At 66.7% G+C, this 25,885-nt stretch carries 27 protein-coding genes and 1 pseudogene; 18 read left to right on the top strand and 10 right to left on the bottom strand.

Annotated features, from left to right (window positions below):
- Positions 1-80: 80 nt before the first annotated feature.
- Together ACAD63_RS22590 and ACAD63_RS22585 are read right to left on the bottom strand one after the other, a co-directional pair.
- Positions 81-524 (bottom strand): BON domain-containing protein, encoded by a 444-nt coding sequence (locus tag ACAD63_RS22590; protein WP_133096007.1) that lies wholly within the window; start codon positions 522-524, stop codon positions 81-83.
- Positions 525-916: 392 nt separating this feature from the next.
- Positions 917-1,102, bottom strand: a complete 186-nt coding sequence (locus ACAD63_RS22585; RefSeq protein WP_434034375.1) for a hypothetical protein — start codon at positions 1,100-1,102, stop codon at positions 917-919.
- A 248-nt stretch (positions 1,103-1,350) separates the two neighbouring features.
- Here ACAD63_RS22585 and ACAD63_RS22580 point away from each other — a divergent pair, with 248 nt between their 5' ends.
- Entirely contained in the window at positions 1,351-2,328 is a 978-nt protein-coding gene (locus ACAD63_RS22580; protein ID WP_431189849.1) for an oxygenase MpaB family protein, read from the top strand.
- A gap of 27 nt (positions 2,329-2,355) precedes the next feature.
- Here ACAD63_RS22580 and ACAD63_RS22575 read toward each other — a convergent pair whose 3' ends face one another.
- Positions 2,356-2,547: a hypothetical protein gene (locus ACAD63_RS22575; protein ID WP_195430439.1), complete on the bottom strand. Its 192-nt coding sequence runs from the start codon at positions 2,545-2,547 to the stop codon at positions 2,356-2,358.
- A 1,003-nt stretch (positions 2,548-3,550) separates the two neighbouring features.
- Here ACAD63_RS22575 and ACAD63_RS22570 point away from each other — a divergent pair.
- The 8 genes from ACAD63_RS22570 (at position 3,551) to ACAD63_RS22535 (ending at position 9,777) form a co-directional block, all read left to right on the top strand.
- Positions 3,551-3,868 (top strand): RNA chaperone Hfq, encoded by a 318-nt coding sequence (locus tag ACAD63_RS22570; protein ID WP_434034374.1) that lies wholly within the window; start codon positions 3,551-3,553, stop codon positions 3,866-3,868.
- A gap of 224 nt (positions 3,869-4,092) precedes the next feature.
- Entirely contained in the window at positions 4,093-5,331 is a 1,239-nt protein-coding gene (locus ACAD63_RS22565; RefSeq protein WP_434034373.1) for a FliC/FljB family flagellin, read from the top strand.
- Between the two features lie 142 nt (positions 5,332-5,473).
- Complete coding sequence (locus ACAD63_RS22560; RefSeq protein WP_135703264.1) at positions 5,474-5,848, top strand: flagellar protein FlaG; 375 nt, start codon at positions 5,474-5,476, stop codon at positions 5,846-5,848.
- A gap of 61 nt (positions 5,849-5,909) precedes the next feature.
- Entirely contained in the window at positions 5,910-7,316 is a 1,407-nt protein-coding gene (fliD, locus tag ACAD63_RS22555) for a flagellar filament capping protein FliD (protein WP_135703265.1), read from the top strand.
- An 18-nt stretch (positions 7,317-7,334) separates the two neighbouring features.
- Positions 7,335-7,742, top strand: coding sequence for a flagellar export chaperone FliS (fliS, locus tag ACAD63_RS22550; protein ID WP_135703266.1), 408 nt, complete (start codon positions 7,335-7,337; stop codon positions 7,740-7,742).
- Between the two features lies 1 nt (position 7,743).
- On the top strand, positions 7,744-8,076 hold the full coding sequence (locus ACAD63_RS22545; protein WP_135703267.1) for a flagellar protein FliT: 333 nt from the start codon (positions 7,744-7,746) through the stop codon (positions 8,074-8,076).
- A 106-nt stretch (positions 8,077-8,182) separates the two neighbouring features.
- Positions 8,183-9,490, top strand: coding sequence for a flagellar hook-length control protein FliK (locus ACAD63_RS22540; RefSeq protein ID WP_195430243.1), 1,308 nt, complete (start codon positions 8,183-8,185; stop codon positions 9,488-9,490).
- Complete coding sequence (locus tag ACAD63_RS22535; RefSeq protein WP_135703269.1) at positions 9,487-9,777, top strand: EscU/YscU/HrcU family type III secretion system export apparatus switch protein; 291 nt, start codon at positions 9,487-9,489, stop codon at positions 9,775-9,777. The genes ACAD63_RS22540 and ACAD63_RS22535 overlap by 4 nt, the downstream gene beginning before the upstream one ends.
- Positions 9,778-9,894: 117 nt before the next feature.
- On the opposite strand, the gene fliE is transcribed toward ACAD63_RS22535, so the two are convergent.
- Both fliE and ACAD63_RS22525 read right to left on the bottom strand, forming a co-directional pair.
- A complete protein-coding gene (fliE, locus tag ACAD63_RS22530; RefSeq protein ID WP_133096018.1) occupies positions 9,895-10,218 on the bottom strand; it encodes a flagellar hook-basal body complex protein FliE in 324 nt (107 codons plus the stop codon).
- Between the two features lie 182 nt (positions 10,219-10,400).
- Positions 10,401-10,589 (bottom strand): hypothetical protein, encoded by a 189-nt coding sequence (locus ACAD63_RS22525; RefSeq protein ID WP_135703270.1) that lies wholly within the window; start codon positions 10,587-10,589, stop codon positions 10,401-10,403.
- A gap of 26 nt (positions 10,590-10,615) precedes the next feature.
- On the opposite strand from ACAD63_RS22525, the gene fliF reads away from it, so the two are divergent.
- Genes fliF through ACAD63_RS22495 form a run of 6 tightly spaced genes read left to right on the top strand, consistent with a single transcriptional unit; the run spans position 10,616 to position 17,594 of the window.
- On the top strand, positions 10,616-12,343 hold the full coding sequence (fliF, locus tag ACAD63_RS22520) for a flagellar basal-body MS-ring/collar protein FliF (protein ID WP_434034372.1): 1,728 nt from the start codon (positions 10,616-10,618) through the stop codon (positions 12,341-12,343).
- Complete coding sequence (fliG, locus tag ACAD63_RS22515) at positions 12,330-13,352, top strand: flagellar motor switch protein FliG (protein ID WP_133095669.1); 1,023 nt, start codon at positions 12,330-12,332, stop codon at positions 13,350-13,352. Before fliF ends, fliG begins: the two co-directional genes overlap by 14 nt.
- Positions 13,345-14,205, top strand: coding sequence for a flagellar assembly protein FliH (gene fliH / locus ACAD63_RS22510; RefSeq protein WP_434034371.1), 861 nt, complete (start codon positions 13,345-13,347; stop codon positions 14,203-14,205). Before fliG ends, fliH begins: the two co-directional genes overlap by 8 nt.
- The gene (gene fliI / locus ACAD63_RS22505) at positions 14,198-15,679 is read left to right on the top strand and encodes a flagellar protein export ATPase FliI (RefSeq protein WP_195430248.1); all 1,482 of its coding nucleotides are present in this window, start codon (positions 14,198-14,200) and stop codon (positions 15,677-15,679) included. Before fliH ends, fliI begins: the two co-directional genes overlap by 8 nt.
- Complete coding sequence (fliJ, locus tag ACAD63_RS22500) at positions 15,657-16,109, top strand: flagellar export protein FliJ (protein ID WP_135703274.1); 453 nt, start codon at positions 15,657-15,659, stop codon at positions 16,107-16,109. The genes fliI and fliJ overlap by 23 nt, the downstream gene beginning before the upstream one ends.
- Before the next feature lie 36 nt (positions 16,110-16,145).
- Positions 16,146-17,594, top strand: a complete 1,449-nt coding sequence (locus ACAD63_RS22495) for a flagellar hook-length control protein FliK (protein WP_434034370.1) — start codon at positions 16,146-16,148, stop codon at positions 17,592-17,594.
- 77 nt (positions 17,595-17,671) lie between these two features.
- Here ACAD63_RS22495 and argC read toward each other — a convergent pair whose 3' ends face one another.
- Complete coding sequence (argC, locus tag ACAD63_RS22490) at positions 17,672-18,601, bottom strand: N-acetyl-gamma-glutamyl-phosphate reductase (RefSeq protein WP_434034369.1); 930 nt, start codon at positions 18,599-18,601, stop codon at positions 17,672-17,674.
- A gap of 128 nt (positions 18,602-18,729) precedes the next feature.
- On the opposite strand from argC, the gene ACAD63_RS22485 reads away from it, so the two are divergent.
- Positions 18,730-19,614 (top strand): LysR family transcriptional regulator, encoded by an 885-nt coding sequence (locus tag ACAD63_RS22485; protein WP_434034368.1) that lies wholly within the window; start codon positions 18,730-18,732, stop codon positions 19,612-19,614.
- Positions 19,615-19,832: 218 nt separating this feature from the next.
- Here the strand turns inward: ACAD63_RS22485 and ACAD63_RS22480 are convergent.
- The 4 genes and pseudogenes from ACAD63_RS22480 to ACAD63_RS22465 form a co-directional block, all read right to left on the bottom strand.
- A pseudogene (locus ACAD63_RS22480) lies at positions 19,833-21,026 on the bottom strand (2-isopropylmalate synthase); the annotation flags it as partial.
- 27 nt (positions 21,027-21,053) lie between these two features.
- A complete protein-coding gene (locus ACAD63_RS22475; RefSeq protein ID WP_195430254.1) occupies positions 21,054-22,148 on the bottom strand; it encodes a Leu/Phe/Val dehydrogenase in 1,095 nt (364 codons plus the stop codon).
- Positions 22,149-22,417: 269 nt separating this feature from the next.
- A complete protein-coding gene (locus ACAD63_RS22470) occupies positions 22,418-23,815 on the bottom strand; it encodes an amino acid permease (RefSeq protein ID WP_434034367.1) in 1,398 nt (465 codons plus the stop codon).
- A gap of 378 nt (positions 23,816-24,193) precedes the next feature.
- On the bottom strand, positions 24,194-24,496 hold the full coding sequence (locus tag ACAD63_RS22465) for a hypothetical protein (protein ID WP_240745746.1): 303 nt from the start codon (positions 24,494-24,496) through the stop codon (positions 24,194-24,196).
- A 138-nt stretch (positions 24,497-24,634) separates the two neighbouring features.
- Between ACAD63_RS22465 and alkB the strand changes: the two genes are divergently transcribed.
- Complete coding sequence (gene alkB / locus ACAD63_RS22460; RefSeq protein ID WP_135703281.1) at positions 24,635-25,297, top strand: DNA oxidative demethylase AlkB; 663 nt, start codon at positions 24,635-24,637, stop codon at positions 25,295-25,297.
- A 92-nt stretch (positions 25,298-25,389) separates the two neighbouring features.
- Positions 25,390-25,875: a GFA family protein gene (locus tag ACAD63_RS22455; protein ID WP_133095659.1), complete on the top strand. Its 486-nt coding sequence runs from the start codon at positions 25,390-25,392 to the stop codon at positions 25,873-25,875.
- The last annotated feature ends 10 nt before the right edge of the window (positions 25,876-25,885 follow it).

Genomic DNA, 25,885 nt, shown 5'->3' with positions numbered 1-25,885 from the left:
GGAAAACCGGAGATGGTGCGTTGTGTTTCGCACATCGGCGGACGGCGGGCACTGGCGTGCCCGGCATTGCGCTTCAGCGGTCAGCGCGAAGTGACCTTGAGGTTATCGTTCACCGACGTCACGCCTTCGACACTGCGGATCGTGTCCAGTGCCAGGTTATGCTGTTGCTGGCTTGGCACTGTGCCGCCCACTTCAACCGTGCCATTCTTCGTCTTCACGTGGATGCCGGTCGACTTGAGATCCTTGGCGGTCAGCAGCTTGGTCTTGATCTTGGTGGTGATGGCGCCATCCTCGACCGCCTGCTTGGCCTTGTCGGCGCTCATGTCGGCGCTCGCGCCACGATCCGGGTCGGCCCGGCCCGGCATGCCTGGCGCGGAGTTGACCGGTGCCGCCGGCGCGTTGTCGGCCGCGATGAATATCAGGCCACTTTTGTCCAGCGCCTGCGCGGCGCCGGCAGCCGCCGCCAACGCTGCGGCCACGCAAGCCAGCCTGATGCCGCGCGCGGAAAATCGGGTAATTCGCATGGCTGTGTCTCCTGTACAGGTTCCCAGCGCCTCCGCCGCGTTCGCTGCCTGGCACGCGGGACTGCTGGCACGTTGTCAGTCCGCAAAGTCCATACCAAGTGTTCTCCCAACGCCACGCGGGAGCCGCGGCGACAGGGGTGTGTAAATCGGTCCACCTGTTGTAAAAGCGGGCAGCCGCGCCGGGTGCAGCATGCGGCGCCGCCCGCCACGGCAAGCCCGCTGCCGGCATGCTTCCGCTTGGCATGGCGATTGCAAAACCGGGAATGCGGCAGTCCGCCGCGTCAAGGAGACTAGCAATGGGACAGCAGCAACAGCCGGGTCAATCGCAGTCGGGCCAAAAGCAAGATCAAAAGCAACAAGAACAGCAATCTGGCCAACGCGGCAGCCAGCAATCAGGCGGCATGGGACAACAACAGGGCGGCGGTCAAATGGGTAATCAAGATCGTGGCCAAGGCCAACAGCAACAGCAGGATCGCGGCAGCTCGCAACCGGGCCAGCAGAGCGGTCAACGCAGTGGTCAGCAAGGCGGTCAGGGCGGCCAACAGGGCGGTCAAGGCGGCCAGGGCGGACAACGCCAACAGTAACCTCAGCAGTCAGGCTTGCCGCTGACATAGAGGCAGCTATCCGGGTATGTGCGGCAGCAACATGCGGTGCGGCCGCAGGGGCATACGCCGGAACTTGATCGGCCGGGTCTCCCGAACGGGAGATCCGGCCCTTTTTGCTGAGGTTGCCGCTCTCCTTTCCAAATTGCCGCGGCACCCCGTCGCACGCGTCCGCGGCTTACCGTGTATGCTGGCCGTGACGTCTTCTTGCTTGCCACACGGTCTTGTCCAGCCACACCGATCCCGCCCATTCCGCTGATTCCGCGGTCTCCCGCGACGCCCGGCGCGAACGCAGCGCGCCTGGACCGGTGGCCAGGGTGCGTGCGCACGCCGGCGCGCAGGTACGCGCGCTGACGCGCAGCAATTCCGGCCTCACGCTCGACTATGACAACCCGCCCGGCGACCCCGGGCTGTTCGGCCCCGACGCGGTCTGCTGGCGCGTGCACGCAGACTTCCCGGCAATGCTGGCCGGCGGCGTCAGCGCGCTGCTGCTGCAGACGCTGCATCCGCTGGCGCTGGCCGGCGTGTGGGACCACTCCAGCTTTCGCACCGACATGCAGGGCCGGCTCGGCCGCACCGCCCAGTTTATTGCCGGCACCACTTACGGCAGCCGCGACGATGCCATGGCGCTGATCGGGCGCGTACGGCGCATCCATGCCGGCGTCACCGGCGTGGCGCCGGACGGACGGCCTTATGCGGCGACCGATCCGGCGCTGCTGACATGGGTGCATGTGGCCGAGGTGTCGAGCTTCATGGCGGGCTACCTGCGCTATGTCGGGCCGCTGGGCGAGGCCGAGCAGGACCGCTATTACGACGAGGTCGCGCGCGTTGCGCTGCTGCTCGGCGCAGCCGACGTGCCGCGCTCGCGCGCGGCGGTGGCGGCCTACCTGGAAGCGATGCGGCCCCAGCTGCAGGCCAGCGAGCGCACCCGTGAAGTGGTGCGGCTGGTGCGCAGGATGCCGGTGGCCAACCCGCTGCTGCAACCGGCGGTGCGGATCATGGCCGATGCCGGCATTGCCTTGCTGCCGCCGTGGGCGCGGCAGCAGCTCGACCTCGACGGACCGTCGCTGCGGCGCTCGGCCACGCGGGCTGGCATGCGCGTGCTTGCGCCGGCGCTGCGCTGGGCACTGGGCGCGGGGCTGGCCGCACGGGCACGGCGGCGCGTGGCGCGCGGCGGCAATGTGGGCGGGGCCGCGGGCTAGGACATCCTGGCGCGGCCTTCGGAATATTTACTCCGCAGCCGCTGCCGCGCTGCCGACGCTGCCGCGCAGCACTGTCTCCGGCAGCCGCGCCACCAGCAGCGGCGCCACCAGCGCGCCGGCCATCCGCAGCGGCTTGTCGCGCCCGCTCCACGACATCAGCCGGTCCGCCGCAAACGCGCCGAACGGGATCGCCAGCATCAGCCCGAAGATCACCTGCATGACCGGCACCGGCGGCACGGGAGCGCCGGTGTTGCGCTGGCTGCCGGACTTGGAAGCAGTGCCGCCCGAGGAAGCGGAAGGCCCAACGGGCGGCCGCTTGCAAGGGCGGCGGGGAGGAGGCGGTCATGTGCACCTGCGGACGGCAGGATCGCGGAAAGCCGCGCATCGAGGCGGTGTCGGGCGCGCTAGGGCATATGGCAGCGGTGGCGCGCTATCGGCGGTCAGCGCACAATTCTTGAAGGGAAATGAGAATTAGAGGCAAAAACACCCGCAGTTCGGTGAATTGCCTGTCCGGAAGGTGGCTTTTAATCACGCTGGGCATTCCGAACGGTCGGTTTATTCCCGGCTACAGCGCCACAGAGCGCGACTCAAACGACGTAGGCACCAAAAAAGAAGCCCACGCGCGGGGTGCTCGTAGGCTTTCCAGGACTGCAAGAGCTTGAAACCAAGCTCTCGCCAAGAATATAAACTCGCTTACATGAGGTGTAAATCCCGTTTCTATCAGGGGAATCCCTGTTATGCGACAATTGGCGCACTTTTAGCAATTTGGGTCCTGATATTACTTCAGGACGAATTTTGACTTTCCTTCAGTTTTTCACTGCGTGCCCCGACCGCGTCAGGGCTGGGTGGACACGGCAGGCGGAGATCATTGTGCAGTCGCACAAAACCGGTACAATACCACGGCTCCGAGCGCAACAAATTTTGTAGAGCTAACACTCTAGGCCTGGCGAAGCACTCTGCCCGTCGACGCTTGTAAAACTTTGTTACTCTCGGCGCTGAAGTACTCCCCTTCTCTTCTGGCAGCGCCCCTCGCCGGCATGTGCCCGACACTCCCGCGGCCCACACAAGAGGCCCGCAGGCGTCGCGGCGCCGACGTCCCGACCCGAGGCCGGTTCCGAGAGCGGACCTTTCCCCTGCCGCCCTGGCCGCGCCGCCCACCCGGTCGCCGGCCAACGGACCGTCATCAGCCGCCAGAACCCTTGCGGGCTCTTCCGGAGTCGTTGTGAAGAAGAAGGAAATCCGGCCCAAGCGCTCCACCCGAAAGGAACTGCAGTACCAGCACCTCGCCGCCCAGTCGGCCAACCGCGCGCCGGTGGTCGTCTATTTGTCCAACGGCACGCGCCTGCAGGGGATCGTGCTGGCGACGGACAACTATATGGTGCTGCTCGGCCGGCGGCTGGACGATCCGCAGCCCACCATTGTCTACAAGCAGGCGATTTGTTTGGTGACACCGCTGGACACGCCGGTGGTCGGTATCGATCCGGCGATTGCGGCGGAATTCGTGCCTATCTATATACCGCGGACGCGCAAGGGGCGCTGAAGCAGCCATCGCAACACCACACTCCTGCGGCCTGTTGGCAGGCCGACGCACGCCCGGGCGCCCCCGGCGATACCCCCTGAAACTCTTGCAGAGATCACTCTAAACCTTTGCCGGGGGCGGTCGATAACCCTTGCAACGGAGGCACTCTACGCCCTGCAAAGCAGGCAGCCAACGTTACGGCTAGCAGCCGGAATGCCAAAAAACTTTGCAAATAGGAGTCGTAAATGGCGCAAGTCATTAACACCAATTCGTTGTCTCTGATGACTCAGAACAACATGAACGCTTCGCAATCGTCGCTGAACACGGCGATCCAGCGCCTGTCGTCGGGCCTGCGCATCAACAGCGCCAAGGACGATGCAGCTGGTCAGGCGATTGCGAACCGGTTCACTGCGAACATCAAGGGCCTGACCCAGGCACAGCGCAACGCCAACGACGGCATCTCGCTGGCGCAAACGACCGAAGGCGCGCTGACCGAAGTCAACAACAACCTGCAGCGTATCCGCGAACTGAGCGTGCAGGCCGCCAACGGCTCGAACTCGGCTTCGGACCTGAAGTCGATCCAGGACGAAATCTCGCAGCGCCTGTCGGAAATCGACCGGACTTCGCAACAGACCGACTTCAACGGCGTGAAGGTGCTGTCCTCCAGCGCCAAGCCCCTTACCATCCAAGTTGGCGCTAACGACGGCGAGACGATCACCATCGATTTGGCCGAAATCAGTTCGAAAACTCTGGGGATGCAAGGCTTCAACGTAGCCGGTCCGGCCGCCACCGCTACTTTCGCCTTCGATGGCGCAACTGGCTCGGCAGCTGGCGATGCTCCCACGGCCGCTCAGCTGCAAGCCCTCTACGGCTCGACTACTGCCATTACGACCACTACTGTCGCAGAAGCGAACACGGACGACTTGTCGTCCAAGCTCGGCTTGGCAGCTGGCGGCGCAGTCTTCACCGGCAACGCCGTGGCGGATAAGAACGGTAATCTGTATGCCGAGGTTGCGATCACTCCTAACGGCGCCGGCGAAACCACCTCGCTGATCAACCAAGGCTTCACCGGCGCAGTCGACGGCACTGCAATGTACCGCTATATCGCCTTGGATCCGCAATCGGCCGATACCACGACGACTGCAGGCACGGCCGCCTTCACCGTTGACACGTCGAAAGTTTCAGTTGCTAGCCTGCAGACCGGTACGACCGCGAGCCCGCTGGAGGCGATCGACGCGGCGCTGAAGAAGGTCGACGATCTGCGCAGTTCCCTTGGTGCCGTGCAAAACCGCTTTGACTCGGTGATCGCCAATCTGGGCACTGCAGTAACCAACCTGTCGGCCTCGCGCTCGCGTATTCAAGACGCTGACTACGCCACGGAAGTGTCCAACATGACCCGTGCGCAGATTCTGCAGCAAGCAGGTACCTCTGTGCTGGCGCAAGCCAACCAGACCACGCAAGGCGTGCTCTCGCTGCTGCGTTGATCGCATCCGCGCAAGGCATCAAAGGCTGGGCCGCGAGGCCCAGCCTTTTTTCCCGATCAGTTGGATCGCTTCGCTGGCAGACCGCTGCGAGCCAAGCGTTTCAACCTAACCCCGAATTCTCCCGCCGTGTAAGGAACAGATCATGCCGCCATTCTTGATCTTGAACCCTGGCAAAGTCGGCCTGCCGCCCGAAATGCTCTCCACCAATGACACCGCGGCGCAGCGCACCCCGAAACCAACCGTAGCACCCCAAGCGCTAAGCGAGGCGGCAAGGATGAGCAACGATAGCGCCGACTCCGCGGAAGCACTGGCAGCGCTCGGCGAACTTGCCGACGTGTTGGAGACCACCTCGATCGGCCTGCGTTTCGAGATCGATGAAGACACGAACCGCATCATCACCAAGGTGATCGACAAGGAAACAGGTGACCTGATCCGCCAGATGCCCACCGAAGAGGTGCTGCGCATCGCCCGGGCCATGAACAAGTTGCAGGGGTTGCTCGTCACCCAGAAGGCCTGAGGCACGGAATACCCCACCATCGCCGCGGAAACGAACAAAGTTGAAGAAAGGCACGACACGCATGGCAACGATCTCCTCCATCGGCATCGGCTCCAACCTGGACCTGAGTTCCCTGCTGGACCAGCTCAAGACGGCTGAGCAAGCGCCGCTCACCGCCATCAACAACCAGGCCAGGAGTTACCAGACCAAGCTGTCAGCCTTCAGCCAGCTGCAAAGCGTGCTGTCGGCATACCAGGCCGCGGCCAAGAAGCTGTCCAACGCCGATACATTCGGCGCGGTCAAGGCCACCGTCGGCTCCACCGACGTGATGTCGGTGACCACCGCAGCCAATGCCGTACCGGGCAACTACAGCATCACCGTCAACACGCTGGCCACCGCCCAGTCGCTCGTGAGCGGCAACGTCGCCGACCAGAAGGCGGCGATCGGCGGGGGCGAGATCACCTTTGACTTTGGCGAAGCGCTGGCCACCGGTGGCGCCGCCACCAGCACCAAGAAGGTCACGATCCCGGCCAACGCATCGCTGGAAGGCGTGCGCGACGCCATCAACAAGGCTGGCGTCGGCGTGACCGCGAGCATCGTCAACGATGGCAGCGCCACGCCTTACCGCCTGGTGCTGACTTCCGACAAGACCGGCACGCAAGCCACGATGCGCGTGTCGTCGGGCGATGCCGCATTGAACAACCTCGTTGCCTTTGACCCTGCCGCCGCGCCCGCCGCGAACAAGATGGAGCAGAAGGTCCCGCCGGCCAATGCCACGCTGAAGATCAACGGCATCGACGTGGTCAGCCAGAGCAACTCGGTGGTGGACGCGGCGCAGGGCGTGACCATGAACCTGAGCAAGACCGGCACCACCTCGCTGGTGGTGACGCGCGACAACGATTCGATCAAGTCGTCGGTCCAGGCCTTCGTCACCGCGTATAACAATATCCAGAGCGCGGCGAAGTCCCTGACGGCCTTCGACACCGACGCCGGCACTTCGGCGGCGCTGACCGGCGACACCACGCTGCGTTCTATCCAGTCGCGCCTGCGCGGCATGCTCGGCGGCGCGTTGGACAACGGCAATGGTGGCACGATGACGTTGATCGACGTCGGCATCTCGTTCAATAAGGACGGCACGATGGCGCTCGACGACACCAAGCTGACCAAGGCTCTGAACAATGACCTTGCCGGTGTCACGGCAATGTTTTCCAGCACCAGCGGCAGCGGCGGCATCGGCAAGCAGGTCACCGACTACGTCGACGGCCTGACCAAGACCGATGGCGCACTCAAATCGGCCCAGGATGGCATCACCAAGACGCTGAAGGACCTGGAAGACGACTATGACCGCGTCGAAGAGCGGGTCAACGCTACCATCGACCGCTACAAGGCCCAGTTCACGCAACTGGACCTGGTCGTCGCGCAGATGAACCGCACCAGCAGCTACCTGACGCAGCAGTTCAACGCGCTCACCAACAGCAGCTCCAAGTAACGTACGGGGATAACGCACATGTTCGCCCGCCAAGCCGCTAACGCCTACGCCCAGGTCGGTGTTCACACCGGCGCGATGAGCGCCAGCCCGCACAAACTCATCACGATGCTGTATGACGGCGCCCGCGCCGCCATCGCGCGGGCAAAGTTCCACCTGGAAGGCGGCAACATTGCCGAACGCGGCAACGCCATCTCCAAAGCCATCGACATCATCGACAACGGCCTGCGCGCCGTGCTGGACCACAACGCGGGCGGCGAAATCTCCGCCAACCTCGAGTCCCTGTACGAATACATGGTGCGCCGGCTGATGCTGGCCAACCTGCGTAGCGACGCGGCCCTGCTGGCCGAGGTCGATACCCTACTGGAAAGCCTGGCTTCGGCCTGGGCGCAGATCGGCGAGCCGCAACCTGCCTTACAGGACAACTGACATGGCACCCTTCTCCCCCATCGTCACCTGCTACGAAGCCATCCTGGCCCTGTCGTCCCGCATGCATGACGCCGCCCAGGCCGGCGACTGGGACACCGTCACCGAGCTGCAGCGCACTTACCTGGAACAGGTCGAGCACCTGCGCCAGCTCGACCACGAAACCCCCTTCTCCGATGCCGAGCGCATGCGCCGCTACCAGTTGCTGGACCGCATCCTCACATACGATGCCAGCATCCGCGACCTGGCCATGCCGCGGCTCACGAAGCTCGGCGACATGCTGACCAGTTCGCGCCGGCAGGTGGAGCTTGCGTCGACGTACGGCGCCATGGCCTGAGCGGCAGCCAGACAGATACCGCGCGCCGCCAGCGGCGCGCCCACTCGCCTGAACACACACACGCACGTCCGTGCGCCGCGCCGCCTTTTCCACTGATTCCTGAAAAATGACCGGCATCCACCTGCCACCAGGCCTGGCTCCCGGTCAGGCCCCGGACCCGCAATCGCTGCGCCCCGCGCTGGCGATCGACAGGCTGGCCGCGCTGCAGCCCGTGCCCGAGACCACGGAATCAAGCGTCCAGAATTCCACCGGCCAGGCAATCCGCCACAGCCAGCAGGCAGCAGGTCCCAATGGCATGCCGGCGCAGGCCGCGCTGCTGCCGGGCACGTCCACGCGCGAATCGCTGAGCAGTGCCGCGCGCGCGATCCTAGCGGTGATGGAGGGCGCCGGGCCGCAGCCGGTCAAGGCCGGCATGCCGTTGTTGCCCGCCCCGCCGGCAGCCGGTTTGATGCAGGCTGCCGCAGCGGCGCTGGCGAATGCCGTGGGACAAAGCGGGCTGTTCTATGAGTCGCATCTGGCGCAGTGGGTCGGCGGTGCGCGCCCTTTGTCGACCATCCTGCAGGAGCCGCAGGCAGGCGTACCACGCACGTCACCACAGGCGGCACCCGGCCAACCATCCGCCACGCAGCCGCAGGCTTCCACCTCGGCCATGTTGACCTATGCCGGACCGGCCAGCGGTGACGTGCCTCGCATTAGCACACCGCCGCTGCTGCCGGCCTCGCAGGTGCTGGCCGAAGCGCTGGCCTCGCCGCGCAATCCGCGCGTGGCGCACAGCCACGCGCCGTCCGAGCAGGGTGTGCGCCAGGGCACCGGCTCCGCAGCCGTGTATAGCCGCGATGCCGACACGCCACCGCCACGGCCATCCACCGGCATGCTGGCGACGCAGGCCTACCAGGCCACCGCGGACGCCGCGCGTCCGGCGGCAGCCGAGCCGATGGCAGCCCATGCAGCGCGCACCGGCGATACCGACAGCATCGCCAGCGAAGCCTCCCGGCAAGCAGCACCCGCCGGACCGGCGATTCATCCCGCGACCGAGGGCGTGGTTCGCCAGCAGCTCGAACTGCTCGCGACGCAGCAGTTCCGCTTTGCCGGCGAAGCATGGCCTGGCGCAGCCATGGAGTGGGACATCCGGCGTACGGATCCCGAGGCGAATGGCCAGGGCCCCGACGACGCGAGCAGGCCGTGGTCGAGCCGGATCCGGCTGCAGTTGCCCAGCCTTGGCACTGTGGAAGTCCTGCTGACGCTGGGCCCGTCCGGACTGGAGGCGCGTGTCGCCACCGGCGAGACCGATATCGCCGCGCGCCTGATCGCCGCGCGGCCGCTGCTGCGCAACCGTCTGGAAGCCCAGGGCATCCCGCTGCAGCGGCTCAATATCCAGACCCAGGACGACCTCGCCGCAGGAGCCACGTCATGAGCGAAGGCGCAGCAGACCGCGGCGCGGCCATCGCGCTCAGCTACCAGCACAACAACCAGGCACCACGCGTGGTTGCCAAGGGCTATGGCGTGGTGGCCGAGGCCATCATCGCCCGCGCCAAAGAAGCGGGTGTCTATATCCACGACTCGCCCACGCTGGTCAACCTGCTGATGCAGGTGGACCTGGACAGCCAGATTCCGCCGCAGCTGTATGTAGCGGTGGCCGAACTGCTGGCGTGGATCTACCACCTGGAATCGGGCATGGACATCGCGGAGCCGCGGACCTGAACTTCTGCTGGTCTGGCCCAGCCATGCCCTGACGCATCCCTGAAAGGCAAAGAGCCCCTGGCATGCGCACGCGGCCAGGGGCTCTTTGCTCTGTGCGCGGCAATCCTGCCGCGCCAATCAGATCGGCATGCTCATCATCTCCTGATACGCCTGCACCAGCCGGTTCCGCACCTGCACCCCGGTCTGGAACGAGATATTCGCCTTCTGCAGGTCGATCATCACGTCATTGAGCGCCACCCCCGGCTTGCCCAGCTCGAAGGCCTCGGCCTGGCCATAGGCGCGCTCCTGCGCCGCATTGATCTTGCCCAGCGAGCGTTGCAGCTCGCCGGCGAAGCCGCCGCCGGCAACCGGTGCCGACTGGGTGGCGCTGTTGCCCGAGGCAACCTGTGACAGGCCGCGCAACTGCTGCAGCATGGACTCGATGGAAGAGATAGTGGTCATGGCGTCGTCATGGGCCGGCTGGTAGCCGGGTCAGTCGATGGCGCGTCTCGTCGAGCACATTCATGCCGGCAAGGCAGACGGGGCGCACCGATTTTCAGCGGTTTGCAGAGTACCCGCCGCCACGCACCCGCCATGGCCCGAAATCGGGCGGAAAACCGGGTCTGTTTGCGGCATTGTCCCACTCAAGTCTGGCCGATCATTGCCACCGTGCCGGACAAGCGCGGGCAGCCGCCGAGCGCCGCCTTCCGGCACTTGCCAGACCAACCATTGATCCGGGAGTACGCGTGTTTTCTCTGCAGCGTAATGTGTGCCGCGCCATGAGCCGTGCCGACGACCATGGCCGCCATCACCGCCCGAGCCGTCGCGAGCATCGCGGCGCCGGCGCAGGAGCACGCGCGTGACCGCGGCGGTTGCCATGCCGGGCCGGCCGGCCGAGGTGCTTGAGCGCCTGAAGGCCAACCCCAGGCTGCCGCTGATGCTGGGCGGCGCGGCGCTTGCCGCCGCCATCGCCGTGGGCGTGCTGTGGTCGCGCGCGCCGGACTACAAGGTGCTGTACAGCAACCTGTCCGAGCGCGACGGCGGTGCGGTGCTGCAGTCGCTGCAGCAGATGAACGTGCCGTACAAGTTTGCCGAAGGCGGCGGCGCGGTGATGGTGCCGGCCGGGAAAGTCCACGAGACGCGGCTGCGGCTCGCCTCGCAGGGCCTGCCCAAGAGCGGCACCGCGGGCATGGAGCTGATGGACAACCAGAAGTTCGGCATCAGCCAGTTTGCCGAGCAGGTCAATTACCAGCGCGGGCTGGAAGGCGAGCTGGCGCGCTCGATCGAATCGATCGCCGCCGTGCAGTCGGCCCGCGTGCACCTGGCGATCCCCAAGCCGACGCTGTTCGTGCGCGAGCGCCAGAAGCCTACCGCCTCGATCGTGCTGCAGCTTTACCCGGGCCGCGCCATCGACGAGGGCCAGGTCGCGGCGATCAGCCACCTGGTGTCGTCGAGCGTGCCGGAGCTGACGCCCAAGTCGATCTCGATCGTCGACCAGCACGGCAACCTGCTGTCGAACAGCGGCAACGAGCGCATGCTCGACGCCACCCAGCTCAAGTACGTGCAGGCGCTGGAACAGAACTACCTCAAGCGCATCGAGGCGATCCTGGCGCCGATCGTCGGCAAGGACAACGTGCGTGCGCAGGTGACGGCCGACGTGGACTTCTCCATCGTCGAGCACACCGACGAGAGCTACAAGCCCAACCAGGATCCCACCCGCTCGGCCATCCGCAGCCAGCAGACCAGCGAGTCGAGCCAGCAGGGCGCGACGCCGCCGGGCGGCGTGCCGGGCGCGCTGTCCAACCAGCCGCCCGCTGCCGCGGTCGCGCCGGTGACCACGCCGCAGACGCCGCGCGCGGGCCAGGCGCCTGGACAGGCTGGCGCCCCCGCTGCCGGCCAGCCGGGCCAGGCAGGGCAAGCGGGCCAGCAAGGCCAGGCCGCGCAAGGCGCGCAGGCCGGCACGGCGAGCGGCCCGAGCAGTAACCGCCGCGATTCCACCGTCAACTACGAGCTGGACCGCACCGTGCGCCATGTGCAGCAGGCACCGGGCGGCGTGCGCCGGCTGTCGGTGGCGGTGGTGGTGAACTACCGCCAGGCAGCCGATGCCAAGGGCAAGATGGTGGCGCAGCCGCTGCCGCCGGCGTTGCTGGCGCAGATCCAGAACCTGACCAAGGAGGCGATGGGCTTCTCGTCCGATCGGGGCGACTCGATCAACGTGGTCAACAGCCCGTTCACCGTGGACCGCGAGGTCACGCCGGAAGTCCCGCTGTGGAAGCAACCTGAAATGATCGATCTCGGCAAGACCGGCGCGGGCTACCTGCTGCTGGCACTGCTGGCGCTGTTTGCGTGGTTCAAGGTGGCGCGCCCGATCCTGCGCCGCTACACCACGCCGCCGCTGCCGGCACCGGAGGCCAGGGAAGAGACCGAGGCCGTGCTGCTGCCGCCGGAAGAGCCCGCCAATCCGGAAGTCCTGCGGCTTGCCGCCAAGTATGAAAGCGACCTCGCGCTGGTGCGTGACGCCGCACAGCGCGACCCGCGCCTGGTCGCCAGCGTGATCAAGAACTGGATTGCCAATGACAACCGCTAAGGCCATCTCCAAGGAAGTCTCCGCCAGCGGCCTGCAGAAGAGCGCCGTGCTGATGATGGCGATCGGCGAGGATGCCGCGGCCGAGGTGTTCAAGCACCTGTCGCAGCGCGAGGTGCAGGAACTGGGCGCTGCCATGGCCTCGCTCAGTTCAGTCACGCGCGAGGAAATGGCCGGCGTGCTGGGCGAGTTCCGCTCCGAGACCGAGCAGTACCTGGCACTGAACGTCGATTCCAGCGCCTTTATCCGCAGCGTGCTGAACAAGGCGCTGGGCGAGGAGCGCGCGCAGTCGGTGATCGAGGACATCCTGGAGTCGCGCGACCCGGGCAGCGGCATCGACTCGCTCAACTGGATGGACGCGACCTCGATCGCCGAGCTGATCCGCGACGAGCACCCGCAGATCATCGCCACCATCCTGATCCACCTGGACCGCCAGAAGTCGTCGGAGGTGCTGGGCCTGTTCACCGACCGCCTGCGCAACGACGTGATCCTGCGGATCGCCACCTTCGGCGGCGTGCAGCCGGGCGCGCTGCAGGAGCTGACCGACGTGCTGACCAAGCTGCTGGCGGGCCAGAGCCTGAAGCGCAGCCGCATGGGCGGCGTGCGCACCGCGGCGGAGATCATCAACCTGATGAGCACCGCGCACGAAGAGGCGGTCATCGACGGCGTGCGCCTGCACGACGGCGACCTGGCGCAGAAGATCATCGACGAGATGTTCCTGTTCGAGAACCTGCTGGAGGTCGACGACCGCGGCATCCAGCGCGTGCTCAAGGAAATCGCCACCGAGTCGCTCATCGTCGCGCTCAAGGGCGCGCCGTCGGAATTGCGCGACAAGTTCATCCGCAACATGTCCACGCGCGCCGGCGAGATGCTGCGCGAGGACCTGGATGCGCTCGGCCCGGTGCGCGTGTCGCAGGTCGAAGCCGAGCAAAAGGCCATCCTGCAGGTGGTGAGACGCCTGGCGGATGCGGGCGAAGTCCAGATCGGCGGAGGCGACGATGCCTATGTCTGATGCATTACCCGAGCGCGGCCTGAATGCACAGCACGCACAGCACGCACCGAACGCACCGAACGCACAGCACGCGCCGAACGCACTGAGCGCACGCCGCGCGGTACGGGGCGATCCCCCTGACAGCGCGCACGGCGGCTTCGCGCCGTTCGAGCCGCCGCGCCGCGCGCGCGGTGGTGGCGCCGGCTGGCAGCGCTGGCAGATGGGCTCGCTCGACCCGCGCGATGCGCGCAACAACGCGCCCGAGACGCCTGCCGACCTCTTGCCGGCCGAGCCCGCGCCACCGCCGATCGATTTCGCGGCGCTGGATGCGATGCGCGAGGGCGCGCGCAAGGAAGGCTATGCGCAGGGCTACACGCAGGGACAGACTCAGGGCTATGGCGACGGCCACCGCGAAGGCTATTCGCGCGGGCTGGAAGCGGCGCGCAACGAGGCCGCGCAGCTGCAGGCGCTGGCCACCAATTTCCGCAGCGCGCTGACGGGCGTCGACGATCAGGTCGCGCGCGCGCTGGTGACGCTGGCGCTGGATGTGGCGCGCCAGCTGGTGCGCACCACGGTTGCCGGGGATCCCTCGGTGCTGCTGCCCGCGGTGCGCGAGCTGCTGGCCAGCGAGCCCGCGCTGCAGGGCTCGCCCAGCGTGCTGCTGCATCCTGACGACGTTGCGCTGGTCGAGGCGCACCTGCAGGGCGAACTCGAAGCCGCGGGCTGGACCGTACGACCGGATCCGACGGTGGCGCGCGGCGGCTGCATTGCCAGCGCCGCCAGCGGCGAGCGCGACGCGACGCTGGCCACGCGCTGGACGCGCGTGGCCAAGGCGCTGGGGCGCGACGATCCGTGGGAGCCGCCGCATGACTGAGGCCGCCGCACCAGTCGCACAAGCCGCGCCGGATGGCGCATCGAGCCGGCATACGCAACGCTGGATCGGCGCGCTCGAAACCGCATCGGCCGGCATTGCCGGCCTCGACAGCAAGCGCAGCTGCGGCCGCCTGACGCGTGCCGCGGGGCTGGTGCTCGAGGCCGTGGGCCTGCGCCTGCCGGTGGGCAGCGACTGCCTGATCGAACTGCCCGCCGGTCAGTTCATCGCCGACAGCAACGCACCCCGCACCGCCGAAGCGGAAGTGGTGGGCTTCGGTGCCGACCGCCTTTACCTGATGCCGCAATCCGACGTGGTCGGCCTGCTGCCGGGCGCCCGCGTCTATCCGCTGGAGCCGTCGCCGCAGCCGGCCGGCACCGCCGCGCCGCGCGAGCCGGGCTCCAAGCGCCTGCCCGTCGGCGCGGGCCTGCTCGGCCGCGTGCTCGATGCCGCGGGCCGCCCGCTCGATGGCCTGGGCCCGCTGGCCGCGGCAATGGAAGTGCCGCTGGCCGGCGAGCAGATCAACCCGCTGATGCGCGCACCTATCGAAACCGTGCTCGATACCGGCGTGCGTGCCATCAACGGCATGCTGACGGTGGGGCGCGGCCAGCGCATGGGCCTGTTCGCGGGCTCGGGCGTGGGCAAGAGCGTGCTGCTGGGCATGATGGCGCGCTACACCAGCGCCGACGTGATCGTGGTCGGCCTGATCGGCGAGCGCGGCCGCGAGGTCAAAGAATTCATCGAGAACATCCTGGGGCCGGAGGGCCGCCGCCGCTCCGTGGTCGTGGCGGCGCCGGCCGATTGCTCGCCGCTGCTGCGCATGCAGGGCGCCGCCTATGCAACCCGGCTCGCCGAGTATTTCCGCGACCAGGGCCAGCATGTGCTGCTGATCATGGATTCGCTGACGCGCTACGCCATGGCGCAGCGCGAGATCGCGCTGGCGATCGGCGAACCGCCCGCGACCAAGGGCTATCCGCCGTCGGTCTTCGCCAAGCTGCCGACGCTGGTCGAGCGCACCGGCAATGGCCCCGAGGGCGGCGGCTCGATCACCGCGTTCTACACCGTGCTGACCGAAGGCGATGACCAGCAGGACCCGATCGCCGATTCGGCGCGAGCGATCCTGGACGGCCATATCGTGCTGTCGCGCAGCCTGGCCGAGTCGGGGCACTACCCCGCCATCGATGTCGAGGCCTCCATCAGCCGCGCCATGACCGCGCTGATCCCGCATGAGCAGTTCGCCTCGGTGCGCCGCTTCAAGCAGTTGATGTCGCGCTATCAGCGCAACCGCGACCTGATCAGCGTGGGCGCCTACGTGCCGGGCAACGATCCCGAGCTGGACCTTGCAATCCGGCTGCATCCGCGCATGGAAGCCTTCCTGCAACAGGATATCCACCAGCGCGCCGGCTACGACGACGCCATCGCCCAGCTGCACAGCCTCTTCGACAGGAGTGATCATGGCCAAGCCTTCACCGCTTAATACCCTGGCGGACCTTGCCCAGAACGATACCGACGCCGCCGCGCGCGAACTCGGCCGGCTGCAGGGCTCGCGCACGCAGGCGGAGCAGCAGCTGAACCAGCTGACGCAATACCGCCACGAGTACCGCGCGCGCATGCAGGCCGTGGCCGCGGAGGGCATGACCTCGAGCCGCTGGCAGGACTTTTCGCGCTTCCTCGACTCGCTCGACCAGGCCATCCGCCAGCAGACCGCGGCGCTGGCCAAGGCCGAAGCCGACCTCCTGGCCGGGCGCACCCGCTGGCAGCACCAGAAGCGCCGGCTGAATTCCTTCGACACGCTGATCGCGCGGGCCGAGGCCAGGGAAGAACAGGTCGCCGCGCGCCGCGAGCAGCGCGCCAATGACGAATACGCGGCCCGGCTGGCACGCGCCGCCGCCACCCGGCTTGGCTAAGCCGCGACCGCTACCGGAATTCCGCAGCAGAACGACATGATCGATATCAGCCAGATTGTCAGCAACACCGCCAATGCCGCCAAGGCGGCTGCCAGTGCAACCGAAAGCACCAGGCGCGCCAGCAGCGACACCAGCGGCTTCGGCGACGCACTGGCGCGTGCCCGCGAAAGCAGCCCGCAGCAAGCCCCGGCAACAAAGGCCCGGGACGCAGACGCCGGGCAGGAAAGGTCCGCGAGCCAAAAACAGCCAGCGCCGGAGCCGGCACGCGCCGACACCGGCAAGCCGCCGGCGGCGCCGGCGGACAAGCCGGCGGCCGCCGACAAGGCCAAGGAAGACGATGACAGCAACGTGGCCGCCGATGCCGCGGCCGCAGCCGCCGCCGCGGCGCTGGCATTGCTGCTGCCGGCAACGGCCCCGGCCACGGCAGCGTCCGCAGCGGCCGGCGCTGCCGGCGCAGCGGTCGGCTCGACCGCCGACGCAGGCAGCAACACTGCCCTGCAAGCCGCGCTGGCCGGCGCCGCGCAGCCGGCGGCTGCCGGCGCATCCGACGTTGCCAGCGCCCAGGCGCAGACGCTGCGGGGCAACGCCGTATTGCCCGACACGCTGCAGGTCGTGACCGCCGAGGCCGCGCCGGCCCAGCCTTCAGTCGCCGACACGCTCGCCACCATCGCCTCGCAACGCGCCGCGATGCAGGGCAGCACGCCGGCCGCCACGGACGCCAGGTCGGGCTCTGCCCTCACGCAATCCGTGCCAGCCGCCAGCATTCCGGCGCAGCAGGACAACGCCGGCCAGCAGCCCGACAGCGGCATCGGCCAGCACCGCGCCGATCCGCTTGCCGCTGCCAATGGCGCCGGCGAAGCGCGTCCGGCCGCCAGCTCGTTCGCCGCCGCGCAAGCCGCGGCGCGCGCCACCGAGGCCGCCACGGTGTCGACCAGCGCCGACAACGCGCCCGCCCTGGCCGCCACGCTCGCCGGCCAGCACACGGCCCAGGCCCCGGCGGCTGCCGCGGCCGCAACCGCTCGCCCGATGGTCGCCCCGGCGCTGTACGACAGCCAGTGGCCGCAGGCCCTGGGCCAGCAGATGCTCCGCCTCAGCACCCAGGGCACGCAGAGCGCAGAGCTGCAACTGAACCCGCCCGACCTTGGCCCGCTGAAGGTCGTGCTCAACGTGGTCAACGACCAGGCCCAGGCGCAGTTCGTCTCGCCGCACCAGGCGGTACGGGCCGCAGTGGAAGCGGCGCTGCCGCACCTGCGCACCGCGCTGTCCGAAAACGGCATCCAGCTGGGACAGACGTCGGTCGGCGCCGACGGCTTTGCCAACCAGGCCGGCAACGGGCAACAACAGCAGCAGGCGCCGGGCAACGGGCGCGGGCAGCCGGCCTTCGGCACGAGCACGCTGGCTGGCGCCGAGCCCGCCGCATCAGCGGAACCGGTGGCCCGGTCTGCACGGGTGCCGGCGCGCGGCGAGATTGATACGTTCGCCTGATTTTTTTGGGGACGTGTCGGGCATTCAGGCACCACCGGAACACAAAGGCCGCCGTTTCAGGCGGCCGCCATCGGCCACTATTGCTGCGTGAGCATCAGGTTCAGGTTTTGAACCGCGGCGCCGGATGCGCCTTTGCCAAGATTGTCGAAGACCGCGGACAGCAGGACGTGCCCGTGTTCCATGTTTGGAAATACGCTTAAGTGCATGTCATTCGTACCGTTCAGCAGCTGCGGATCCAGGTGTTCTAGAACGCGCGATTCGTGCAACGGCAGGACATGTACATGGGCCGCCCCGGCATAGTGGCGGGCGAGGCAAGCGTGGAGCGTGGCGCCATCCACGTCGGGGGCCAGCAGCCTCAACGCGAGGGGCACCGTCAGCACGATGCCCTGGCGGAACGCCCCATACGCGGGAACGAAGATCGGACGCTGCGCGAGCCCGGCATGCTGCTGGATCTCCGGGGGGTGCTTGTGCGCGAGTTCCAGGCCATACACCTGGAATGCCGGCGCGCTGACGGCATCCGGCCCCTCATACTCCTCCACGCCGGCACGCCCGCGTCCGGAGTAGCCGGACACCGCATGAATGCTGACCGGGTAGCTGGCTGGCACAAGCCCGGCCTGCACCAGGGGACGCAGCAGGCCAATCGCACCGGTCGGATAGCAGCCGGGATTGGTGACCCGTCGCGCGTTCGCAATGCGCGCGGCCTGTCCCGGTGTCATTTCCGGAAAACCATATGTCCAGTCCGGATGCGTGCGGTGGGCTGAACTTGCGTCGATCACCCTGACGGCGGGATTGACAATGGCGTTCACCGCCTCGCGCGCGGCGGCATCGGGCAAACAGAGGATGGCGATGTCGCAGGCATTGATGGTTTCCGCACGACGCCGTGGGTCCTTGCGTTCCGACGCGTCAAGCGTGAACAGGCTGAGGTCGGTCCGGCCGCGCAGCCGTTCGTGGATTAGCAACCCGGTGGTGCCTTGGTCGCCGTCGATAAAAACCAGGGGGGAGCTCATGCGAGGAATACTCCGGTGACTGAAGGGGGTAACACGTCGAAGGAGCACCCATCTTCCATGGAGCACTAGAATAGTGAAAGTTGAATTTCACAACCTTGACATTCAGTTTTCCTGAATATGGAGCCGACATGCGAGAGATCAGCCTGGACCGCCTGCGCACGCTGGTCGCCATTGCCGACCATGGCTCATTCGCCGAGGCGGCGCGTGCCTTGCACCTTGCGCCGCCCACGGTCAGCCTCCACATCGCTGACCTGGAACAACGCATCGGAGCACCGCTACTGTCGCGAAAACGCGGACAGGTAAGGCCGTCGGCGATCGGAGAGGTGCTGGTGGAGCGCGGGCGTCGGCTGCTGGCCGATGCGGAGCAGGCGCTGGACGATATTCAACGACAGGTGGAGGGGCTCGAAGGGCGCGTCCGGCTCGGTGCGTCGACTGGCGCGATCGCGCACCTGCTGCCGCAGGCGCTCGAGGTATTGCGCCAGCAGCGTCCCGCCATCGACATCCAGATTGCAGTCCTCACTTCGCAGGAAACACTGTCCCGGCTGGCGGACGGCACGCTGGATATCGGGCTGGTTGCACTGCCTCAGCCGCCGGTGGCCGGATTGGTGATAAAGCCCTGGCGCCGCGACCCCGTGATGGCCTTCGTGCCGGCGCATTGGCAGTGCCCGGCCCGCGTCACGCCGGACTGGCTCGCCGCCCAGCCTCTGATTCTTAATGATGCGACCACGCGCCTCTCGCGTCAGACTGCGGAGTGGTTCGCGGCCGCGGGACACCATCCCGCACCACGCATTCAGCTCAACTACAACGACGCGATCAAGAGCCTGGTCGCGGCGGGTTACGGCGCGGCGCTGTTGCCCCACGAGGCCACCACGCCATTGCCGGACAAGCGCATCGTCATGCGTCCGCTGCGCCCGGCGTTATGGCGTCGGCTCGGCATCGCGCATCGTGCGGGGTACGTTGAACGCTCCACCCAACACGTACTGGATGCGCTGTGGGATCTGCGATTGGTGTAGTAGCTGCCAGTCGCAGCTTCAGTTCGCTACCCGTGTTTTAGCCACCCGCCCGCGTACTGGTGTGCGTGCTGGCGCCAGAGGTTAGCGGATACCGGAATTCCGGTGTCGGCTTGTCCCGACGTTCGGCGATCCGTACAGGCGGCGCTGTCCCCAGCGCCGCCTGTGGTAGCTGCCGGCGACGTGGCCGGCCCCGCTTATCAGGCGCTGAATGTGCGGGATTCCGCCACGCCAAAGGCAATGTCTCTCAGATCATCATCGGTGATCTCGGGCTTGGTATCCGCCAGTCGCTTGAAGCGCGCGAAGGCGGCGGATAGCATTTCGTCGTCGCGAAAATGCATGCCCAGCTCCTGAACCCTGTGCCTGAAAGCATTCCGACCAGAAAGCTTGCCAAGCACGAGCGCGCCTTTGTCCCATCCGACGTCTTCCGGTCGCATGATTTCATAGGTCTCGCGCGCTTTCAGGATGCCATCTTGATGAATACCGGAAGCATGGGCGAAGGCATTTGCACCAACCACCGCCTTGTTGGGTGGAACGCTGAATCCCGTGGCCTCAGAGACAGCCCTGGACGCAGCGAGCAAATGGGCGGTGTTCACTCCAACATCTAGTCCGAACAGGTCGCGCCTGGTCTTTACTGCCATGACGACCTCTTCCAGAGACGCATTGCCTGCGCGCTCGCCAAGCCCGTTGATGGTGCATTCGATCTGACGCGCGCCACCATGTCTGACGGCCTCTAGCGAGTTGGCAACGGCCAGGCCGAGATCATTGTGGCAATGGACTGACCATACGGCCTTGTCGGAGTTGGGAATACGCTCGCGAAGCTTCCTGAGTCCTTCGGCGAATTCGGCGGGCATGGCATAGCCAACGGTGTCGGGAAAGTTGATCGTGGTCGCCCCTTCGTCGATGACACCCTCGATCACGCGACAGAGGAAATCCGGGTCCGATCGACTCCCATCCTCAGTGCTGAATTCCACGTCGTCCGTGAATTTTCGCGCGAAGCGGACAGCAGTGCGGGCCCGCAGAGATACCTCCTCCGGGGTCATGCGCAGCTTCTTCTCCATGTGCAACGCTGACGTTGCAATAAAGGTGTGGATGCGGGATCTTCTCGCGCCGCTCAGCGCATTGGCGGCTCTCTCGATATCCCGCTCGTTGGCACGGGCAAGCGAGCAGATCACGCTGCCTTTTACTTGCCGGGAAATCTCCTTGATGGCGTCGTGGTCGCCATCCGAGCTGGCTGCAAAGCCAGCTTCGATGACATCGACGTTCAGGGCGTCCAGCTGTTCCGCGATCGCGATTTTCTGCCTGATGGCCATCGCCGCGCCGGGCGACTGTTCGCCATCGCGCAGGGTGGTGTCAAAGATGACGAGCTTGTCGCCGGCGCTGGCCGAACTGTGGGGCTTCGGGTGTCCGTTCATATACCTTCTCCGGGTCGGGGTGACAGCTCAGTGCAACCCGATGCCGTGCGACAACACCTCGTGCGCCCACTTCACCGCCTCGCGTGCCGGCGCCTCGCCTGTCGACTCTACGCGTTGCGCGAGCCTGAGCACCCGATCGCGGATACCGGCCACTTCGTCGCGAAGGGCTGAATCGTCGACGCCGCCGAGGTATTCCCGGGCGCAACTTACGATGCCACCGGCATTGATGAGGAAATCCGGCGCATAGAAGATGCCGCGCTGATGCAAGGTGTCGCCTTCGGCCAGTGAAGCGAGTTGGTTGTTTGCGCCGCCGGCGATGATCTGGAAGCGGCAGCTTTCGGCCACGGCCGGGGTGATGACGGCACCCAGCGCACAAGGTGCAAATACGTCGACATCCGCGCCCGTAATGGCTTCCGGCGATACGACGTGTGCGCCAAATTGCTGTTGCGCCTGCGATGCGCGCCCGGCATCGATATCCGCCACGGTCAGGTTCGCACCCGCCTCATGGAGGCGGCGGCAGAGTTCCCAGCCTACCGACCCCAGTCCCTGGACGGCCACTGACAGCCCCGCGAGCGACTTGCGGTCCAGGCGGTACTGCGCCGCCGCCTGAATACCGACGAACACGCCATAAGCTGTCCACGGCGAGGGGTTGCCACCGAATCCGCCGTCGCGCGGCATGCCGCTAACGTAGCCGGTCTCGGCCTGGACAGCGCGCATGTCGTCCACCGTCGTGCCCACGTCTTCAGCCGTGATATAGCTGCCTCGCAGCGACTCCACCATGCGGCCGAATGCGCGGAAGAGCTGTTGGCGGTCCGTCTGCGCCGGCGAGCGCAGGATCACAGCCTTGCCGCCGCCGAAAGGCAGCCCGGCGAGGGCGTTCTTGTAAGCCATGCCCTGCGACAGGCGCAGGGCGTCGGACAGCGCCTCGGTCTCGGCGGAATAGGTCCAGTACCGGCAGCCGCCGAAGGCGGGGCCCAGTCTGGTGTTGTAGATGGCGATGATGGCCTGCAGGCCGGATTGCGGATCAGTGGCGAGCGTCACGCGCTCGTGGGACAGGCCTTCGCCGGTGCCGAACAGGCGGACAGCGGCCGCGTGGGTACGGTCGTTCAACTTCTTCTCCATGACGTGGGGAATGCAAAGCTGTAGCTCTGCCTTCCTTGGCACACCGCCTGGGTTGCAGTGCGGTGCGGCTTTGATGGGCGCGGAGCCCCCATCGGGTTCGGCGGCGGGCGATTGTGTCGCGCCAGCGCCGGGTTGGCATCTTACTCAGATCCGGGCGTGGAAGCGGTTGGGGTTTTCGCTTACCCCAAGGTTGGCCTCTACATCCATTCACACGCTTTTCAGTGGCAAACGGTGGCGTCCATGCAGGCTTCTACGGCCGGCCCCGCGTGCTACCTGGTGCCACCGTGCAGCACCGCATTGCGGCGCGCGTACAGAAAGTAGACCGACAGCCCGATCCCGAGCCACGTGAGGAAGGCGACCCAGGTCAGCGCTTGAAGGTGCGCCATCAGGAACAGGCAGAAGCCGACCGATAGCAGCGGAACCACCGGCACGCCGGGGCAGCGAAAGGCCCTCTTCAGTTCGGGACGGGTCCGGCGCAGTACCAGCACCGCGATTGAAATGAGCGTGAAGGCGGCGAGCGTGCCGATATTGATCAACTCGGCCAGCACATTGAGCGGCACGAAGGCGGCGATCATCGCGAACACAATGCCGACGGTCCACGTGGCAAAGAACGGCGTGGCGTGCAACGGGTGCACCGACGACAGCCTGGCGGGCAGCAGGCCATCGCGAGACATGGCAAAAATCACGCGAGTCTGGCCAAAGGTCATCACCAGGATCACTGTGGTCATGCCCAGAATAGCGCCCAGGTCGACAAAGCCGGCCACCCAGTTCTGTCCCGCGTACTGCAGCACCAGCGACACGGGATGGTCGACGCCGGCGAACTTGGTGAAGGGGACGACGCCAGTCATGATGGCCGCGACTATCACGTATAGCACTGTGCAGACCGTCAGCGAGCCGATGATACCCACCGGCAGGTCGCGGTGCGGATTTCGCACTTCCTCGGCGGCGGAGGTCACCGCATCGAAACCGATGAAGGCGAAGAAAACCAGCGCCGCCGCATTGAAGATGCCGGATACCCCGAACGGCGCGAATGGCTGCCAGTTGGCCGGCTTGACGTGCCAGACGCCGACCGCGATGAACAGCACCACCACCGCAATCTTGATCGCCACCATCACGTTATTGAGTCGGGCCGACTCCCGCACGCCGCAGGACACCACCCAAGTGGTGACTAACATGATCAGGAAAGCCGGCAGGTTGAACAAGGTGGTCACGCCTGGCACCGCCCCCGGAGCTGCCGTCAGCGCCGTCGGTAAATGCAGGCCGAAACCTGCCACCAGCGACTGGAAGTATCCCGACCATCCTACCGAAACCGCCGAGGTAGCCAGACCGTATTCGAGCAGAAGGTCCCAGCCGATCATCCAGGCGATGATCTCGCCCAGAGTCGCGTAGCTATACGTATAGATCGATCCCGACACCGGGATGGCGGAGGCGAACTCGGCGTAGCACAGCGCGGCGAAGCCGCAGGCCATGGCCGCAATGACGAAAGACACGGTCAGCGCCGGGCCCGCGGTCAAAGCGCCGGTGCCGGTCAGCACAAAGATGCCGGTGCCGATGATGGCGCCGATGCCCATCAGCACGAGGTCCATCGGACCCAGCACCTTCTTCAGGCCGCCGGCGTTGCGGTCCACCAGCATGGCGTCAATGTCTTTGGTTCGGAACAAGCTCATATAGGGGTCTCCTTCATGTGCTGCCGAGCGTTCGCACGGGCCCGCGCCGGGTGGCGACGAGTCATGCGGGCGCGCGGCTTGCGGGGAGCGTGCTGCCGGGGTCGACAGCACGGCTTGCCGGCACGCAGGTCGCGCACCGGCCCCGGTATTTGTTGGAATTATCCGGACCGATCAGGCCGCGGGGACACGGAGATAAAGCCGGAACCAGCGCATGGTGCCGCTCATGTAGACGCGGGCTTTTTCGAGAGTGTCTTAGTCGTCCAGGCTGGTCGCGGCCAGGGCTTCGCGCAAGTTGGCGATAGTGAGGTAATCACGATGTCTGTCTCCGCATGCTTCTTTTGTCTGGGGAGTGTAGGAAGCGTCCGCGCCATCGTAAAATCAAAAATTCCAACACCTGATATGCTCGGAACGAATAGCGAAAGGATAGTCGCGGCCAAGCCTCCGCGAGGCGCCGGGCGCGATCTTGTTTTCCACCACAATCGCCTGGCCCAATTCACGGCTGGCCGCCTCAGCCAGTGCGCGCGTCACCTGGTCGGTGACGCCACCAGCGCCATAAGGGACGATGAGCCGGATCGGGCGGGTCGGGAAATCGTCGGCAGCCAGTGCCTGCGTGCCGAGAGGTGCCGTCAGCGCGAGGCCGGTGGCAGCCAGTGCGATGCGCAAAATGCGACGTCGTTGCATCAGGGTTGTCTCCTTCCATGTCCGCCGGATCTGTCATGTCCGGTCTGCGAGGTTGTCCGCATTGGGGGCTGACGCGTCCTTCAGTGCTAAGTTATTGATTTTTCCGCACGCGCGGTCCGACGCGTCTATCCTCAGGCCATGACCTTCGACCTCTTCGACAACCTCGACGACACCGCCCCTGCCGATTCTGCGCCCGAGCCCCTGGCGGACGGCGCAGTGGTGCTGCGCGGCCTGGCGCGCGCGGATGCAGAGGCCCTGCTCGCCGACGTGCAGGCGGTGATTGCCGCGGCCCCGCTGCGCCACATGGTGACGCCTGGCGGCCTGACGATGTCGGTGGCGATGACGAACTGCGGGGATGCGGGCTGGGTCTCGGATGCCCGCGGCTACCGCTATGACCGCACGGACCCGCTGAGCGGCCAGCCCTGGCCGGCGATGCCGCCGCGATTGCGCGCGCTGGCGGCCGAAGCGGCGGCGCAAGCCGGCTTTGCCGGCTTCGCGCCCGATGCCTGCCTGGTCAACCGCTATGTGCCGGGCACGCGCCTGTCGCTGCACCAGGACCGCGATGAACGCGACTTCGGCGCGCCGATCGTATCGGTCTCGCTGGGCTTGCCAGCGGTATTCCTGTTCGGCGGCATGCGCCGCGCGGACCGGCCGCAGCGCGTGCGGCTGGCGCATGGCGACGTGGTGGTGTGGGGCGGCCCGTCGCGGCTGGCCTTCCACGGCGTTGCGCCGCTGGCCGATGGGGATCATCCGCTGCTGGGACGCGCGCGCGTCAACCTGACGTTGCGCAAGGCGCTGTGACGCGAGCCTGGCGCGGCTTGGTTTTGCACTTTGGGCAGGGTTTTCTACAGTCAAGGGACTGCCGAAAACGCCAACGCGCAAAGGATCCCACCATGCATCTCGAAGGCTCCTGCCATTGTGGCGCCGTCCATTTCTCGCTGGAATCGGACTCGCCGTGCCCGTACATGCACTGCCATTGCTCGATCTGCCGCAAGACCGCCGGCGGCGGCGGCTATGCGATCAATATCGGCGGCGATGCCGCCACGCTGCACGTGCGCGGGCGCAAACACCTGGGCATCTACCACGCGGTGCTGCGCGAGCCGGGCAAGCGCGCGCGGCGCTCGCCGGCACAGCGGCATTTCTGCGTGAAGTGCGGCAGCGCGCTGTGGCTGTGGGATCCGCGCTGGCCGGAGCTGGTGTATCCGCATGCCTCGGCCATCGACACGCCGCTGCCGCGCCCGCCCGAGGTGGTGGAAGCCTCGCTGGAATCCGCCGCGCCATGGGTCGATGTGCCCAAGGGCAAGGGCCACGTGCGCTGCGACACGTGGCCGGAGGAATCGCTGGCCGACTGGCACAAGCGCCACGGCTTGTCCTCCTGACGGCACCCAT

The sequence above is a fragment of the Cupriavidus sp. a3 genome (genome assembly GCF_051015765.1).
In the GTDB taxonomy this organism is placed as follows: domain Bacteria; phylum Pseudomonadota; class Gammaproteobacteria; order Burkholderiales; family Burkholderiaceae; genus Cupriavidus; species Cupriavidus oxalaticus_A.
Note: the sequence above shows the minus strand (reverse complement) of the source record. Positions and strands in the feature narration are given on the sequence as shown.